The following is a 15437-nucleotide window of genomic DNA, read 5'->3' on the forward strand; positions in this document are numbered from 1 at the left end:
GGGGGGGGGGGGGGGGGGGGGGGGGGGGGGGGGGGGGGGGGGGGGGGGGGGGGGGGGGGGGGGGGGGGGGGGGGGGGGGGCCCCCCCCCCCCCCACGCCGGTCAGGCGGCCGCCTCGGTGTCCGGGTCGGCGGTGGCGTCCGGATCCTCGGGGGCGTCCGGATCACCCGGATCACCCGGATCGTCCGGGGAGGTGTCCGGCGGTTCGGGGATGTCGAGGTGGACGCCCGGGGTGAGGTGGAAGCGCTCGGGGGCCTCGGCCCGGGGGCGTTCGGCCGGGGGCATCGCCGCCCGCCGCTCCAGCCACGCGCGCAGGCGGGTCAGCGAGTTGCGGTTGCGCTCGGACGGATCGCCGCCCGATTCGCGCAGCAGGACGCAGGCCGGGCGGTCGCCGTCGGCCGGCACCTGGCCGACCACCGTGAAGGCCGTGCCGGGCGGGAACGCCGCCTGGGCCGGGCCGTCGGCCGGGTCGAAGACGGACGTGCGCCGACCGGTGGCCGACCAGACGAGGAACTCCACGGACGAGCCCGGGAGCTCGGCCCCCGGCGCGGTCAGCCCGGCCAGCGGGGCCGGCTCCCGGAACTGTCGGCCGGTCGGGTAGTGCGCCAGCACGGACTCCGGGTCGAGACCGGCCCCGGCACCGAGCAGCACCGCGCCGTGGTGGCTCGGCAGTCGGCGCAGGCCGGAACCGAGGCAGCGCAGGAACGGCCGCAGCTCCGGGTCGCCGGACCGCGCGGCCGCGACCAGGGCGGCGCGGCTCACGGGCACGCCGGTGCCGGTGTGGTGGAGCAGGACGGCGGCCAGCTCGGGTTTGAAGTCGTCCTGGGAGGTGGTGCGCAGGCCGGGGAGCCGGGTGGCGAGCAGTTCGAGCCGGCCGGTGCAGCGGTGGTAGTGGTCGCCGAGCTGGGTCCGGACGGTGTCGCGTTCGGCGGCGCTGCTCGCGGTGACCGGGGGCGGGCTGTCGTCGAGACCGAAGTACCGGGCCGGGGCCGGTTGCGGGGCCGACGGCGGCGCGGGTGCCGGGGCGGGGGCAGTCGGGGCGGGGGCCCCGGCGGCGGTCACCGGCGGTGCGGTGGTGGGCCCGGCCGGGGCGACGGCCTCGGGCCGCGGCTCGGCCTGCTGCTCGGACGGCACCTCGGGCTCCGGTCCGGGCCGAGGCGCGGACGGCGCGACCGGGGGTACCTCGGGGGTGCGGACCGTCGGGCCGTCCGGCCCGCCGGTCCGGGTCTCCCGGTCGGGACCGGGGTCGGACCAGGAGCCGGAAGCGGAGCCGGACGCGGCGCCCGCGCTCCCGGCCGACGCCGGTGCGCCCTGGTCGGTGGCCGGGTCGGCGCTCGCCAGGGGCACCCGCCGGGGCGGCACCCCGGCCCCGGCCCCGGCGGCGCTGCCGGTGGCGGGCGCGGCCGTGGCCCGGACGGGTGTGGGCAGCGGGACCGGCTCGGCCTCGGGCAGGGGGTCCGGACCGGGAGCGGTGCCGGTCCCGGCGGGGATCCGCTGCCGGGCCCGGGGGTCGGCCTGGGAGGCGTAGGGCGGCGCCTCCCCCGGTCCGGGACCGGGGTCGGTACCGGGACCGGGGTCGCCGACGGGCGGGAACGGCGGCTCGGCCCCGGGACCGGTCCCGGCCTCGGGCACGGGCGGCATCCGGTGCCGGAGCGGGGCTTCGGCCCGGGGCGCGTACGGGTGCTCCTCGGTACCGGTACCGGTACCGGTACCGGTCTGGATCTGGGGCTCGGTGTCGGTCTCGGGCTCGGCCACGGGCGGCACCCGGTGGCCGGTCGGCAGCTCGCCGCGCGAGGCGGTCCGCGACCCGCCCTGGGCGGGCGGCCCGGGGACGGCCGGAACGCGGTGCGTGGAGGGGCCCGCCGTACCCGGTCCCAGCGCGGCGGGAGCCTGCGGGCCCGGTCCGCCGACGGCAGCGGCGCCGACAGCGGCAGCGGCCGCGCCGGACGCCGCCACCGACGCGGCGCGCCGGGCCGCGTCCGCGCCGCCGATGCCGTAGGACACCGGCGCGACGGCGGGCGGTCCGGCCGCCGGCTGTTCGGCGCCGAGCCACTCCAGTTCGTACGTCCGGGCCATGAACCGCCCGACGCGTTCGGCGGTGGGTTCCAGCAGCCCGTGGACGAGCAGGCCGAACCCCTCCGCGCCGACCGCCGGCAGCCGGTCGAGCAGGGCTCCCAGCTCTTCGAAGGCGTCGGCGGGCACCGGGCGGTCCCGTTCCCCGACGATCAGCAGCGGGCGGCTCGGCTCGGGCCGGCGGAAGCGCGGGGTGAGCACGTGCGGAGGCTCGGGGCGGAGCCAGAGCCCGGCCGGGACGGCCTCCAGCGCCCAGTACGGGAACGCCTGGAACACCCCGGGCCCGGCGGTCCGCCAGTCGGCGCCGCCGTTGCGCCAGGCGGCGGGGGTGGTGGGGCGGCCGGGGGCGGAGGAGAGGCGCAGCAGGAACGGCTCCCAGCCGATCCGGCCCTCGCGGTCCAGCACCCGTGAGGTGGGGCCGCCGTGGCCGAGCACCGGCAGGCCGATCGCGGCCTGCACGGGGCGGGCGGTCCGGGCGGTCAGCGCGCCGATGAGCGCGGAGAGTTCGTCGGGGGCCGCCCACGGGGCGCTGATCAGGGGGCGGTCGGAGCCGAGCGGCAGGGCGAGCACGGCCTCGGCGAAGTCCTCGGGCAGCACGACCGGCCGGGTCGGGGTGCCGATGACGATGACGGCGGTGCCGGGCGCGGCGGCCGCCAGCCGCAGATCGGGCAGCGGGGTGGTGGACGGGTCGGACGGGTCGGTGAGCCAGAAGCCGGCCGGCAGCCGCAGGACGCGGACGGCGCCCGCGCGGCCCCGGGCGGCGGGGGCGGGAACGGGCGGCGGTTCGACGAAGGCGGTCGGCCGGGTGCGCCGCGATTCCACCGGGGCGACGGCGCCGATGGTGCCGGCCACCCGCCGGGGCTGCTGGCCGGGTTCGCAGCGCCACCAGGAGGCGCGGGCGGTGGCGCCCTCGGGGTCGTTGACGGTGAGGTGGCCGGCCGGGGTGATCTCCACCAGGCCGTCCGGGGCGACGACGGGCACGCCGGAGCGTTCGGCGACCACCTCGGCCGGGCGACGGCCGTTGGGCGCGAGGGCGGCCAGTCCGGAGGCGGCGAGCACCAGGTGGGTGGCTCCCCGGGCGCGGGTGATCACACCGAGGTCGGTCATCCGGTCGCGCAGGACCTTGGCCGAGTCCGGCGCGACGGCGATCACCACGACGGCGTCGGGGACGGGTCGCAGGGCGCCGATCGCCGCCTTGAGCTCGCCCGGTCGGGCGCCGGCGGGGGCGATCACGAAGTGCGGGCCGACCTCGCGGAGCACCGACGGGCCCGGCTCGGCCGGGTGCGCGGGCACCGGCAGGGGGCGGGGCGCGGCGGGGCCGGACGCGGCGGGGGTGTCCCCGGCGGGCAGCGCGCGCTGCGGCCCGCGCCGCAGTCCGAAGCGGCGGCGGGGCTCGGCCGGGGGTGCGGGGTCGCCGGAGCGCGCACCGGTGCGGGAGAGGCTCATCGTCCTGGACTACGGCCCCCGCCGGGCGCCCGGTTCACCGGGAGCCCGGCGGCCTCGGCCGGGAGGCGTCGGGGAGGGGGCGCAGAGGCGTCGGAAGGCACCGGGCGCGACGTCGGGGAGGTACCGGGAGAGACCGCCGTCAGGCCCGCGCCGACGGTTCCGCCGTCCCGGCCGGGTCCGGCTCCAGCGGCTCCGGCTCGGGCATCAGACCGGTCTGCAGCTGGACCGTCCGGCGCCGGGTGATGTGCAGGGCGCGGCCGGGCGGCAGCACCCGCGGCTTGACGCTGCCGAACAACGTGCCCTCGCTGGGCGGGCAGGAGAGCAGGGTGACGGGCGTGTTGATGTCCTGGAGCCGGCGCAGCACCTGGTCGCTGTAGGCGCGGCCGATGCCGTTGGCCGAGCGGGCGACGATCAGGTGCAGGCCGAGCTCGGTGCCCTGCGCCAGGTGTTCGAGGATCGGACCGAACGCGCCGGCGCCCGCCTGGCCGGGGATGAGGTCGTAGTCGTCGACCACGATGAACAGCTCCGGCCCCGTCCACCAGTCGCGCAGGCGCATCCGGGCCGGGCTGATCTCCTCGCCGGGCAGCCGGGCCTCCATGGCCCGGGCGGCGCCGGTGACGACCTGCCTGAGCACGTCCACGGAGACGGCGTAGCCGAGCCGGTACTCCTCCGGCACGGCCTCGTAGAGCCCGCGCCGGAAGTCGACGAGCATGATCCGGGCCTCGGCCGGGGTGTAGGCGGAGGTGATGCCGTCGACCACCAGGCGCAGCAGGTTGGTCTTGCCGCTCTCGCTGTCGCCGACCACCAGCAGGTGCGGGGACTCCTCGAAGTCGTGCCAGAGCGGCGAGATCGAGGAGTCCTCCAGGCCGAGGGCGATCCGCAGCCGGCCCTCGGGCGAGGGCAGCGAGCCGGCGTCCAGCATCAGCGGCAGCATCCGCACCTCGGGCGCGCGGGGGCCGCTCCAGTGCTCGTTGAGGGCGTCGACGAGGTCGGCGACGCCGTCGGCGAGGTCGTCCGCCTCGCCCTGTCCGTCGATCCGGGGGAGGGCGCCGAGGAAGTGCAGCCGGTCCTTGGTCAGACCGCGGCCGGGGACGCGCGGGACGGTCTCGGCGGCCCGCATGTTGATCATGGAGTCGATGGCGTCGCCGAGCCGCAGCTCGAACCTGGTGCCGAGCTGGTCGCGCACGCCCGTGGAGATCTCGCCCCAGCGGGCCGCCGCGACGACGAGGTGGACCCCGTAGCTGAGGCCGCGTCCGGCGATCGGGGCCAGGGCGGCCACCACGTCCGCGAACTCCTGGCGCAGGGTGCCCCAGCCGTCGATGACCAGGAACACGTCGCCGTGCCGGTCGTCGGCGAGCTCCGGGTCGCCGGCGGCCTTGCGGCGGCGGAAGGTCGCCATCGAGTCGACGCCCAGCTGGGCGAAGCGCACCTCGCGGCGCGCGATGACGGCGTTGACCTCGGCGATGGTGCGGCCGACCCGCTCCGGGTCGTGGCGCCCGGTGACGCCGCCCACGTGCGGCAGTCCGCGCAGCGAGGAGAGCGTGCCGCCGCCGAAGTCCAGGCAGTAGAACTGGACCTCCTGCGGCGTGTGGGTGAGCGCCAGTCCGGTGATCAGGGTGCGCAACAGGGTGCTCTTGCCGCTCTGCGGGCCGCCCGCGACGCCGACGTGTCCGCCGGCGGCCGACAGGTCGGCGGTGAGCAGTTCGCGCATCTGCTGGAACGGGCGGTCCACCACGCCCACCGGCACGGTCAGCGTGCCGACGTCGGGGCGGCCGTCGGGCGCCAGGCCGTGCCGGGAGGTCGGGGTGAGCGGCGGCAGCAGCTCGTCCAGGGTGGGCGGGGTCTCCAGCGGCGGCAGCCAGACCTGGTGGGCGGGCGGTCCGGCGTCGAGCATCCGCACGGCCGCGAGGTCCAGCAGGTTGGGGGCGTCCTCCTCGGCCGCCTCCCGGGCCTCCTCGGCGGCCAGCACCTCCGGGTCGGGGTCGCGCGGCGCGACGTACTCGGTGCCGTAGGCCACGATCTGGCCGGCCACGGCGGCCTGCTGGACGGCGCCGCGCCGGCGCCGGTAGGGCCCGGAGACGTACGCGGCCTTGAACCGGGTGAGGGTGGCGATGTCGCTGCGCAGGATGCCGTTGCCGGGCTGGGAGGGCAGCTGGTAGGCGTCCGGGACGCCGAGCACGCCGCGGCTCTCCATGGCGGAGAAGGTGCGCAGGCCGACCCGGTAGGAGAGGTGGGACTCCAGCGCGTGCATCCGGCCCTCGTCCAGCCGCTGCGAGGCGAGCAGCAGGTGGACGCCGAGCGAGCGGCCGAGCCGGCCGATCATGATGAACAGGTCCATGAAGTCGCGGTGCGCGGAGAGCAGTTCGCTGAACTCGTCGACGACGACGAAGAGCGTCGGCAACGGGTCCAGCTGGGTGCCGGCCGCCCGCGCCGTCTCGTAGTCCAGCAGCGAGCTGTAGTTGCCGGCCGAGCGGAGCAGCTCCTGGCGGCGGTTCATCTCGCCGTGCAGGGCGTCGCGCATCCGGTCGACCAGGGCGGCCTCGTCGGCCAGGTTGGTGATCACCGCGGAGGTGTGCGGGAGCTGGTCCAGGCCGAGGAAGGTCGCGCCGCCCTTGAAGTCGACCAGGACGAAGTTGAGGGTCTCCGAGGAGTGGGTGAGCGCGAGCGCCAGCACCAGGGTGCGCAGCAGCTCGGACTTGCCCGAGCCGGTGGCGCCGATCAGCATGCCGTGCGGGCCCATGCCGCCCTGCGCGGACTCCTTGATGTCGAGCTCCACCGGCTTGCCGTCCGCGCCGACGCCGATCGGCACCCGCAGCCGCCGGGCGCGCGGGCGCTCCGCCCAGCTGCGGGCGATGTCGTGCTGGTACAGGTCGTTGATGCCCAGCAGCGAGGTGAGGTCGAAGTCGGTGCTGAGCGGCTCGGAGACGTCCATCGCGTCGCCCAGCCGGTACGGGGCGAGCGTGGTGGCGTAGCGGCGGGCGGCCCGCGCGCCCAGGGCGTCGGGGCGGCCGAGCGGGGTGATCTCGTCGCGCCGGTTGCGGTCGGCGGTGACGAGGTCCAGCCGGTCCCCGGTGATCCGCAGCCGCATCCGGAACGGCGCGTGCTTCCACTCCACCGCCCCGGAGACGTCAAGCAGCACGGCGTTGCGGTAGCCGGCCAGCAGGGCCCGGCTGCCGCTGGGCAGCTTCACCCCGTCCAGGACGATCAGGGTGAACGGCTCGTCCCGGCCGGGCTGGGTCTCCGGCTCGTACGGCGGCCGGTCGCCGAACTCCGGGCCCAGCACCTGCTCCAGTTCCAGCAGGGAGTCGGCGACCAGGCGGACCGGCCCGGCGCCGTCGGTCTCGGTGGGGTGCAGCGAGTGCGGCAGCCACTTCAGCCAGGACCACTCCTCGCGCAGCGCGGGGGAGACGGCGGCCGCGATCCGCAGCTCGTCCGGGGCGTGGAAGAACGTGAGCTGGGCGATCATGGCCCGGGCCAGCGCGCGGGCCGGGCCGGGGTCGGCGGCCTCGCCGGGCTCGGTGCCGGCGGGTGCGGGGGGCACGAGGTCCTCGCCGTCCGCCGGGTCGCCCTCCGGCTCCGGCGCGGGGTGCTCGCAGCGCAGCAGGACGTGGGCGTAGCCGCGGACGTGGACGGCGATCGGCTGGTCGTCGATCGAGCCGTAGGCGTGGATGAAGCGGCGCAGCGCGTGCGCGCACAGCGGTTCCAGGTCCTCCACCGGCTGGGTGGCCAGCGGGGCCAGCTTGACCGCCAGCCGCTGGGAGCCGGTGGCGATCCGCACATCGCCGAAGTCGGGGTGGGCGGCGCGCCGCTCCCACAGCCGGGTGGTGCGGACCAGGGAGCCGAGCGAGGCCGGGTCGGGGTGGCGCCAGGCCAGGGCGAGCCGCTGGTTGACGATGTGGCGGCGGACCTGGCGGCGCACCTGGGAGAGGTAACGCAGGTAGTCGCGGCGCTCGCCGCGCAGCTGGCGCTTGCGGTCGCTGGCGCCGCGGATCAGCTGGGTCACCAGCATGCCGACGGCGGACAGACCCATCATGCCCATCGCCACGTAGGTGAGCGGGCCGCCGCCGGACTGCGGGTTGAGGAAGATCATGACCATCGAGAGCGAGCTCAGCGCCATCGGCGCCATGGCGATCACGTTGGACATGCCGCTCTGCTGCTCCGGCAGGACCGGCGGCTCCTGGAGCTGGAGCTCGCCGTCCGGCATCGCCGGTCCGGGGCGCCGGGGCGGACGATCGACCAGGACCACGCTCAACGGGGCTCTCCTCTCGCGGCGCCGGGGGCGCCGCCGGTGACGGGGGGTCCGGCGGCCCGGGCCGTGCCGCCCGCGGACCACGCCGCACTCGGGCCTACGGCCCGCGGGGGCCCGCCGGTTCACCGCGCCCGGCCGCCCGGGCGGAGCACCGGCGAAGCACGGGCGGAGCACGGGCGGGCCGGTGACGGGCCGGTGGCGGACCGTCCGGTGAACCGTCCCCGTGAACCGCCCGGTGAACCGTCCGGCCGCCGCCGTCCGTACCTGTGACGGGAGAGCGGGCAGGATTTCCACAGGAGGACGCGACAGGTGAGCAGCACCACGGTGGCGACAGGGCTGGTCCGGCTGAGGTTCCGCGCCCCCGGGGCCGCCTTCGAACTCGCCCTCCCCGGCGACGTCGTCCTCGCCGACCTGCTCCCGTCGGTCCTCGGCTACGCCGGCGCCGACGTCACGGAGAGCGGCACCGAGCACTCCGGCTGGATCCTCCAGCGCCTCGGCGGCGCTCCCCTCGACGAGGAGCGCACGCTGGAGGAGCTCGGTCTCCCCGACGGCGAGGAGCTCTTCCTGCGCCCGGGCCAGGACGCGCTGCCCGAGGTGCACTTCGACGACCTGGTGGACGGCGTCAGGACCGGCACCGCCGCCCGCGGCGACTCCTGGCGGCCCGCCGCCACCCGGCGCCTCGCCCTCGTCCTGGCCCTGGTCGCGCTGGCCGGCGGACTGCTGCTGCTCGCCCTGCCCGGCCCGGAGGCGCCCCGCTGCGCGGCCGCCGCGGTGGTGGCGCTGCTGCTGCTGGCCGGGGGCGCGGCGGCGACCCGGCTGATCGGCGACTCCGCGGCCGGTACGGCGCTGGCCGCCGCCGGGGTGGCCCACGCCGCGGCCGCCGCCGCCCTGGTGCCCGGGGTCACCGGCCCGGCCCGGCTGCTGGCGGGCGGTTCGGCGGCGGTCGGCGCCACCGTGCTGGCACTGGCGCTGGTCGGCGCCGGGCCGTTCTTCGCCGGGCTGCTGGTGACGGCCGCGCTCTCGCTCGCCGCCGGGGCGCTCGCCGCGTCCGGAGCGCCCACGACCCACATCGCCTCGGCGCTCGCCGCCGTCGCCGTCCTGTTCGGCGCGTTCGTCCCCGGCCTGGCGTTCAAGCTGGGCGGGCTGCGGCTGCCCGCGCTGCCCCGCAACGCCGACGAACTCCAGGAGGAGATCGAGCCGTTCCCGGCCGAGGACGTGCTCGCCCGCAGCCTGGTCGCGGACAGCTACCTGGCCGGGTTCTTCATCGCGGTCGGCGCCGTGTGCGCGGTCACGGTCTCGGTACTGGCGCTGGCCCGGGACGGCGGCTGGGGCCCGACCACGATGGCGGCCGACCTGGCGGTGCTGCTCCTGCTGCACGCCCGCGACATCGGCGGGCTGCGCCAGCGGCTCGCGCTGCTGCTGCCGGGCGCGCTGGGCCTCGGCCTGCTGGCCGCCCGCACCGGCTGGGACGCGGCTCCGGGCGCCCGGCTGGTCGTGTTCGTGGTGCTGCTGCTCGCCGCCACCGGCCTCTGCGCGGCGGCGTGGACGGTGCCGGGTCGCCGGCTGCTGCCGTACTGGGGCCGGGCCGGGGACATCCTGCACTCGCTCGCCGCGCTGGCGCTGCTGCCGCTGGCGCTCCAGGTGTTCGGCTTCTACGGGGCGATGCGCGGCCTGGCGGGCTGACCCGCACGGCCCCGCCCGCGGCACCCGTCGTACCCGGCGGCCCCCGAACCCGCACCCACCGCCGCACCCGGCACCGCCCGCCACCCCGCACCGAGGAGGAGCACCGCATGCAGTCCCGACGGGACCAGGTGCAGGCCCACCTGTTCGTGATGAGCCGGGTCGCCGCCGGCGTCCTGCGCGCCGAGCCGGACGCCCCCGACACCCCCGTCGGCCGGACCAACCGGGGCGCCGCGATCGGACTGGCCGTCGCGCTGCTGATCGGGGCCGGGGCCGGCGTCTACGGCCTGGTCAAACCCGGTGGCGCGACCGGCTGGAAGCAGCCCGGCACCCTGGTGGTGGTCAAGGAGTCCGGCGCCCGCTACGTCTTCGCCGGGGGCCTGCTCCACCCGGTGCTCAACGAGGCCAGCGCCCGGCTGCTCGCCGGTGACCAGCTGAAGGTCGCCCAGGTGTCGGCCCGTTCGCTGGACAGCGCCCCGCGCGGCACCCCGGTCGGCATCGTCGGCGCGCCCGACGGCCTGCCGGCCCCGGCCGCCGCGGCCGGCGCCGACTGGCTGCTCTGCACCATGCGCGCCGCGACCGCGGGCAACGCGTCGGCCAAGGCGGCGCCGCAGCTCTCGGTCGCGATCGGCACCCGGCAGACCGGTCGCGCCGCCGGTGAGCAGGGCGTCCTGGCCGCCGGTCCGGACGGTGCCGTGCACCTGCTCTGGCACGGCCGCCGGTTCACGGTGGACGCGGCGGGCGGCGCCGTCCGGGCGCTCGGCTGGTCCGCCGCCGCGCCGGTCCCGGTCACCGCCTCCTTCCTGGCCGCGTTCCCGGCCGGTCCGGAGCTGCGGGCCCCGGAGGTGCCGGGCCGGGGCAAGGACGGCCCGGCGCTCTCCGGCCGCCCCACCAGGGTCGGCCAGCTGTTCACCGGCACCGGCGAGGAGCGGTACGTGCTGGCGGAACAGGGCCTGGTGGCCGTCACCGCCACCCAGTTCGCCCTGCTGCAGGGCGATCCGCGGACCCAGCAGGAGGCGTACGGCAGCGGCCAGGTGGCGCCCGCCCCGGCCGGCGCGGCCGACCTCGCCGCCCACACCGCGCCGGCCGCCGCGGCGGCGGCCTTCGCCCCCGAGGGTCTGCCGGGCCGGCCCCCGACGCTGCTGCCGCCCCGGGCCGAGCAGGCCCTCTGCGCGGCGCTGCGTCCGGCCGCCGACGGCGGGGACCTGGACGTGTCCGTACTGGACGCCTCGCCCGTGCTCGGCCTGCCGCCGGTGCTCCAGCCCGGGGTGCTGCCCAGTTGCACCCCGGCGGACCGGATCGCGGTGCGGCCCGGCGGCGGCGCCCTGGTCCGCGCGGTGTCCGGGGCTGGCTTCGGCGGCACCCTCTACCTGGTCACGGACACCGGGGTGAAGTACCCGCTGGCCTCGGCGGCGGTGGCCGAGCGGCTGGGCTACACGAAGGCCGCGCCGACGGCGGTGCCGGGGCGGGTGCTGTCCCTGCTGCCCACCGGTCCCAGCCTCGACCCGGGGCCGCTGGCGGGCGGCATCGTCCAGCCCGCGGTGACCGGCGAGGGACGCTGCACGCGCTGAGCCGCGGCGTCGGCGGCCGGGGTGAACCGCCGGACCGGCCGCTCCCGTTCACCCTGGCGGGCCGGTCCGACCGGCCCGCGGCGATTCCCGCCGGCCGGGAGCGGCCGGCGGCACCGGAGGAGGTACGCACGTGGCGCAGCAGACGACGGTCAGCCAGCAGGTCCTGACCGACATCAGGACCCAGGTCGAGGCGAAGTACGGGGCGATGAGGCAGACCGCCATGCACATCGAGGACATCAACTCGGCCATCCGGGACAGCTTCGAGGGCGCGGCCAGCACGACCTTCCAGAACAACATCAACGACTGGCTGGCGCAGTACGCCCAGGTCAGCCGGGACTACGACGCCTTCCACGGGAAGTTCGGCGACACCGGCCAGATCTTCGCCGCGACCGACGACCACACCACGACGATCGCGAACAACAGCCTGGGCGGCGACCCGGGCCGCGCCGCGTACGTCGAGGGCGTCCTGAACCCCAAGTAACCGGCTGACCTCCGCACCCGACCGCTCGACCCGAAGGGAACCATCATGACCGACGGCCACATGTCACTCCACTACGCCGGTGTCGACACGGCGATCAACGATCTGGAGGCGCATGCCAAGACCATGCACGACCAGATGGAGGACCTGAGGACGTACCTCAACAGCAAGATCAACGTCGAGCTGGTGGGTGACTTCTCGGTCGCCGCGGGCACCCTCGCGACGACGCTGCACGACGCCGACGTGGCGATGGGCGGCAAGATCGTCAACGCTCACAACGCGCTCACCGAGATCCGCACCGCCATCAGGGACGCGGACATGCGGGCGAGCACGCACTTCGACCACGTCCAGGGCTGACCGACGTGGCGGACGAAGAGGACAAGGAAGACAAGGGCGACGGCGGTACCGTCAAGGTCACCGACAACTTCCTGAAGAACTTCTCCGAGACGGCCATCAAGAAGTTCCTCGACGACGTCAAGGCGTCGCAGCCGGTGCGGGAGCTCAGGGCCTACGCCGACGGCAGCACGCCGTTCCTGACCGGCAACAACTCGGGGAACTTCACCGCGCCGGGCACGCTGGCCACCACGCTGAAGACGTACGACGACTCGGTCGCCAAGCTGCTGCAGGCCGTCGTCGACCAGTTCGGGACCCTGGTCATCGACCTCCAGCTCGCCGACCGCTGGCTGAACAACGCGCTGGACGAGTCCCTGGACTACGCGCAGTTCATGAAGCTGGCCGGGCGGACCCTGAACCCCGGTAAGTAGATCCGGCGGGGGATCCCCCGCCACCACGGCGGAGCCGGCCCGGGTACGGGCCGGCCCCGCGACACGTCCGGTCGGGCTCGGCCGCGAGAGGGGATGCCATGGGGCACATCTGGGAGGACGCGCTGACCTTCATCGGGTCGACGGCCGACGCGAAGCCGGCCACCCGTGAGTCGGTGCGCGACGACGAGAAGCCGTGGGTCAACACCGACGTCCGCAAGGTGCAGGTCCACGACGGTTTCCAGGGCATCCTGGAGGCGGGCTACAGTGACGTCCCCCTCGACAGCTGGGTGGCCTGGTACTTCACCTACACCGTGGGCGCCGCCGCCAAGGAGTGGCACGCCAGTTACATCATCGGCACCGATGTGATCTACGCGAACCTCGACGGCGCGGGCGCCAAGTTCGCGGCCTTCACGGCCAGCAGGGCGCCGCTGGAGCGGTTCATCGACGGCACGACCAAGGCGAACGACCGGCTCGACCCGGCCGGCTTCGCCAAAGCGGCGAAGAACCTCGAAGACTTCACCTACTTCCTCGACGGCTGGATCACCAAGATCGGGACGGCCTGGGTGAAGGGGATCGGGGAGGAGGACGGCGACTGGCAGGGCAGCTCGGCGAACGCCCTGCGGGCCCTGCTGCTGGCGTTCCGCAACGAGATCGACGCGGACAACCGGATGATCCGCCTGGCCAACGTCGGTTCCTTCCTGACGCCGGTCAAGGGCATCCTCGACACACAGCTCACGGCGCTGTGGAAGGGTTTCCAGGCATGGTGGAACTCGCCCCTGGCCTGGCCGACGAACGCGGTCACCGCCGCACTGATGGAGGGGGTCAAGGACGCGACGTTGAAGATCGACTCCAGCGAGCGGACGCCGATCTGGCACAGCCGCCAGGACATCGGTAACGGTACGGGGGCCACCTACGGCAGGGCTGACCAGCTCGGCAAGCTGAAGTTCACCCTCACCGGGGCCCCGTTCGGCGACCCCAGCACGGTCGACTTCTGGAAGAAGGTCGACAAGCGGGCCCGGGAGATCTGGGTCGCCCACGTCGTCAAGATGCTCGACAAGACGGCCGACGACGCGCTCACCGCCATCGGCACGGCCTACGGCAACATCACCAACGCCGCCACGCCCCTGAAGCCGTTCCCGCTGATCATGCCCGATGCGAAGACCCCCTCCCCGGACGACCCGACCAAGGACCCGACGAAGGACGGCGCCCCCGACACCAAGGACATCGGCGGCGGTCCGGACACCAAGGACATCGGCGGCGGTCCGGACACAAAGGACCTCGGTGGCGGGCCCGACATCAAGGACATCAAGGGTGTCGGCGGCGGCGGTGGCACCGGGGGCGACTCCGGGGGCCTCGGCGGCGGCAGCAACAAGCCGAACCTCGACCTCGGTGGCATCGGTGGCAACAGCGGCAGCAACAACCCGAACCTGAACCTCGGCGGCGGCAGCGGCAACCTGCCGAACCTCAACCTCGGCAGCGGCGGGTCGGGCAGTTCCGGCGGCAACTCCGGCTCCGGCAACGGCCCCAACCTCATCGGAAACCCGTTCCCCGACCTGAACACCGGTCCGCTGCCCGACTACCTCCTTCCCGGCGCCCCCGGCTCGTCCCGGCCCGTGGTCGTGCCCCCGACCTCGATCATCACCAAGGACGGGCGGATCGTCGACGAGAGCGGCAACCCCGTCCTGGACGCCGCCGGCAACCCGATGGTGGCCGGCCCGGGCTACACCATCGGCCCGGACGGCGTCCTGCGCGACGGTGACGGCAACACCGTCTCGCAGAGCCGGCAACTGCTCGCCGACCGCTACTCCGCCGCGGGCGACGACAGCGGCGCCGACAACCTGCTGTCGCCCAACAGCTTCGGTTCCGGCGGCTTCTCGTACAACACGATGGGCCTCGGCGCCGGCGGTTCGGGCGGCGGGAGCTCGCTCGGCCTCGGCGGCGGCCCGATGATCACCGGGATGGGCGGCGGCCTCAGCAACCGGGCCCTGGCCGCCGGCGGCGATCCGAACGCGACCAAGGCCGTCGTGGACCAGGCCAACGCCGAGCGCGTCGCCGCCGAGCGGGCCGCCCGCGCCGCTGCCCAGGAGCAGGCAGCGCTGACCGGCCAGCGGACCGCGACCTCGTCCGGCGGGATGCCGATGATGCCGCCCGGCGGCGGCATGGGCGGCGGCGCGGGCGGACCCGGCAACGACAAGGAGCGCCGCCGCACCACCTGGCTGGCGGAGGACGAAGAGGTCTGGGGCACCGACTCCGGTGCCGTGCAGGGCGTCATCGGGCGCTGAGCACGCCGACCGCACCCGGGTGCCGCCCGGTCCGCCCGCCCCGGCGGACCGGGCCGCACCCGATTCCGAGGAGAGAGAAGGAACAGCGCATGAGCAACCCGTTCGCGGACCAGATCGCCCAGGCGATGGCCGAGATGCAGACCGAGCTGGCCAGGGCCGAGGAGATGCAGCAGGAGATGAACGAGCTCACCGGCTCGGTCACCTCCAAGGACCGGATGGTGACCGCCAAGGTCGGCTCGCAGGGCCAGGTCGTCTCGCTCACCTTCCACACCAACGACTACCGCGACATGGCCCCCGCCGAGCTCGCCAAGATCCTCACCGATGTGCTCAACGAGGCCCGGGCCGACGTCGGCAAGCAGGTCGCCGAGCGGATCTCCCGCTTCGACGGGATCGGCGAGACGCTGCGGCTCTCGATGACCGGCGGCAGCGAACTGGACGAGATCCTCGAACCGCTCTGGGCCATGCGCCCGGGCTTCGACGCGGACCAGAAGAAGAAGGCCGACCGGCAGGAGGAGTTCCGTGGTTAGCCCGAACACCACCTCCAAGACGGCGATGCTCAAGAAGAGCTTCGCCGAGTTCTTCGAGCTCAAGGACTACGTCGCCAAGCTCACCCACGAGGCCGAGCACATCAACTCGATCAACCTCAAGGTGGGCGGCAACGACGAGATCGGCAAGCAGTACCACACCCAGGTCGACGACGGCACCAAGAACCTCTACGAGCTGCTCCTGAAGATCGGCTCCACCGTGGGCTCGGTCGGCGAGAACGGCGAAATGCTCGCGGTCACCCTCGACCGGGCCGGCGACCACGCCAACGAGCTCGCCAACGGCGGCTTCTGACCGACCCGTCGCCCGACGGTCCGACCCCTCGCACAACCGGAAACGGCAGGCAGTCCCC

At 75.5% G+C, this 15437-nt stretch carries 10 protein-coding genes; 8 read left to right on the forward strand and 2 right to left on the reverse strand.

The genetic code is table 11. The features are described 5' to 3' along the window. Positions 1-101 precede the first annotated feature (101 nt). Together ACIQ9P_RS32490 and eccCa are read right to left on the reverse strand one after the other, a co-directional pair. Complete coding sequence (locus ACIQ9P_RS32490; RefSeq protein WP_402364324.1) at positions 102-3518, reverse strand: hypothetical protein; 3417 nt, start codon at positions 3516-3518, stop codon at positions 102-104. 139 nt (positions 3519-3657) lie between these two features. Continuing rightward, positions 3658-7722, reverse strand: a complete 4065-nt coding sequence (eccCa, locus tag ACIQ9P_RS32495) for a type VII secretion protein EccCa (RefSeq protein ID WP_402364561.1) — start codon at positions 7720-7722, stop codon at positions 3658-3660. A 354-nt stretch (positions 7723-8076) separates the two neighbouring features. Here eccCa and eccD point away from each other — a divergent pair, with 354 nt between their 5' ends. The 8 genes from eccD to ACIQ9P_RS32535 all read left to right on the forward strand — a co-directional run bounded on the left by eccD (position 8077) and on the right by ACIQ9P_RS32535 (position 15379). After that, positions 8077-9450, forward strand: coding sequence for a type VII secretion integral membrane protein EccD (gene eccD / locus ACIQ9P_RS32500; protein ID WP_402364327.1), 1374 nt, complete (start codon positions 8077-8079; stop codon positions 9448-9450). A 107-nt stretch (positions 9451-9557) separates the two neighbouring features. After that, positions 9558-11018 (forward strand): type VII secretion protein EccB, encoded by a 1461-nt coding sequence (gene eccB / locus ACIQ9P_RS32505; RefSeq protein WP_402364330.1) that lies wholly within the window; start codon positions 9558-9560, stop codon positions 11016-11018. Between the two features lie 130 nt (positions 11019-11148). Next, entirely contained in the window at positions 11149-11499 is a 351-nt protein-coding gene (locus ACIQ9P_RS32510) for a hypothetical protein (RefSeq protein ID WP_402364333.1), read from the forward strand. A gap of 45 nt (positions 11500-11544) precedes the next feature. Beyond that, the gene (locus ACIQ9P_RS32515; RefSeq protein WP_402364336.1) at positions 11545-11853 is read left to right on the forward strand and encodes a hypothetical protein; all 309 of its coding nucleotides are present in this window, start codon (positions 11545-11547) and stop codon (positions 11851-11853) included. 5 nt (positions 11854-11858) lie between these two features. Then, a complete protein-coding gene (locus ACIQ9P_RS32520; RefSeq protein WP_402364339.1) occupies positions 11859-12260 on the forward strand; it encodes a hypothetical protein in 402 nt (133 codons plus the stop codon). A 98-nt stretch (positions 12261-12358) separates the two neighbouring features. Continuing rightward, entirely contained in the window at positions 12359-14542 is a 2184-nt protein-coding gene (locus tag ACIQ9P_RS32525; RefSeq protein ID WP_402364342.1) for a hypothetical protein, read from the forward strand. Positions 14543-14631: 89 nt separating this feature from the next. Further along, on the forward strand, positions 14632-15069 hold the full coding sequence (locus tag ACIQ9P_RS32530; protein ID WP_402364345.1) for a YbaB/EbfC family nucleoid-associated protein: 438 nt from the start codon (positions 14632-14634) through the stop codon (positions 15067-15069). Next, on the forward strand, positions 15062-15379 hold the full coding sequence (locus ACIQ9P_RS32535) for a hypothetical protein (RefSeq protein ID WP_402364348.1): 318 nt from the start codon (positions 15062-15064) through the stop codon (positions 15377-15379). Before ACIQ9P_RS32530 ends, ACIQ9P_RS32535 begins: the two co-directional genes overlap by 8 nt. Positions 15380-15437 lie beyond the last annotated feature (58 nt).

It is taken from the genome of Kitasatospora sp. NPDC094019, from assembly GCF_044764505.1.
Lineage (GTDB): Bacteria > Actinomycetota > Actinomycetes > Streptomycetales > Streptomycetaceae > Kitasatospora.

Excerpts from the sequence above, each read along its gene's own strand:
- ACIQ9P_RS32490 (WP_402364324.1), bottom strand. The coding sequence starts at position 3,518 with ATGAGCCTCTCCCGCACCGGTGCGCGCTCCGGCGACCCCGCACCCCCG.
- eccCa (WP_402364561.1), bottom strand. The coding sequence starts at position 7,722 with ATGCCGGACGGCGAGCTCCAGCTCCAGGAGCCGCCGGTCCTGCCGGAG.
- eccB (WP_402364330.1), top strand. The coding sequence starts at position 9,558 with ATGCAGTCCCGACGGGACCAGGTGCAGGCCCACCTGTTCGTGATGAGC.
- ACIQ9P_RS32515 (WP_402364336.1), top strand. The coding sequence starts at position 11,545 with ATGACCGACGGCCACATGTCACTCCACTACGCCGGTGTCGACACGGCG.
- ACIQ9P_RS32525 (WP_402364342.1), top strand. The coding sequence starts at position 12,359 with ATGGGGCACATCTGGGAGGACGCGCTGACCTTCATCGGGTCGACGGCC.
- ACIQ9P_RS32530 (WP_402364345.1), top strand. The coding sequence starts at position 14,632 with ATGAGCAACCCGTTCGCGGACCAGATCGCCCAGGCGATGGCCGAGATG.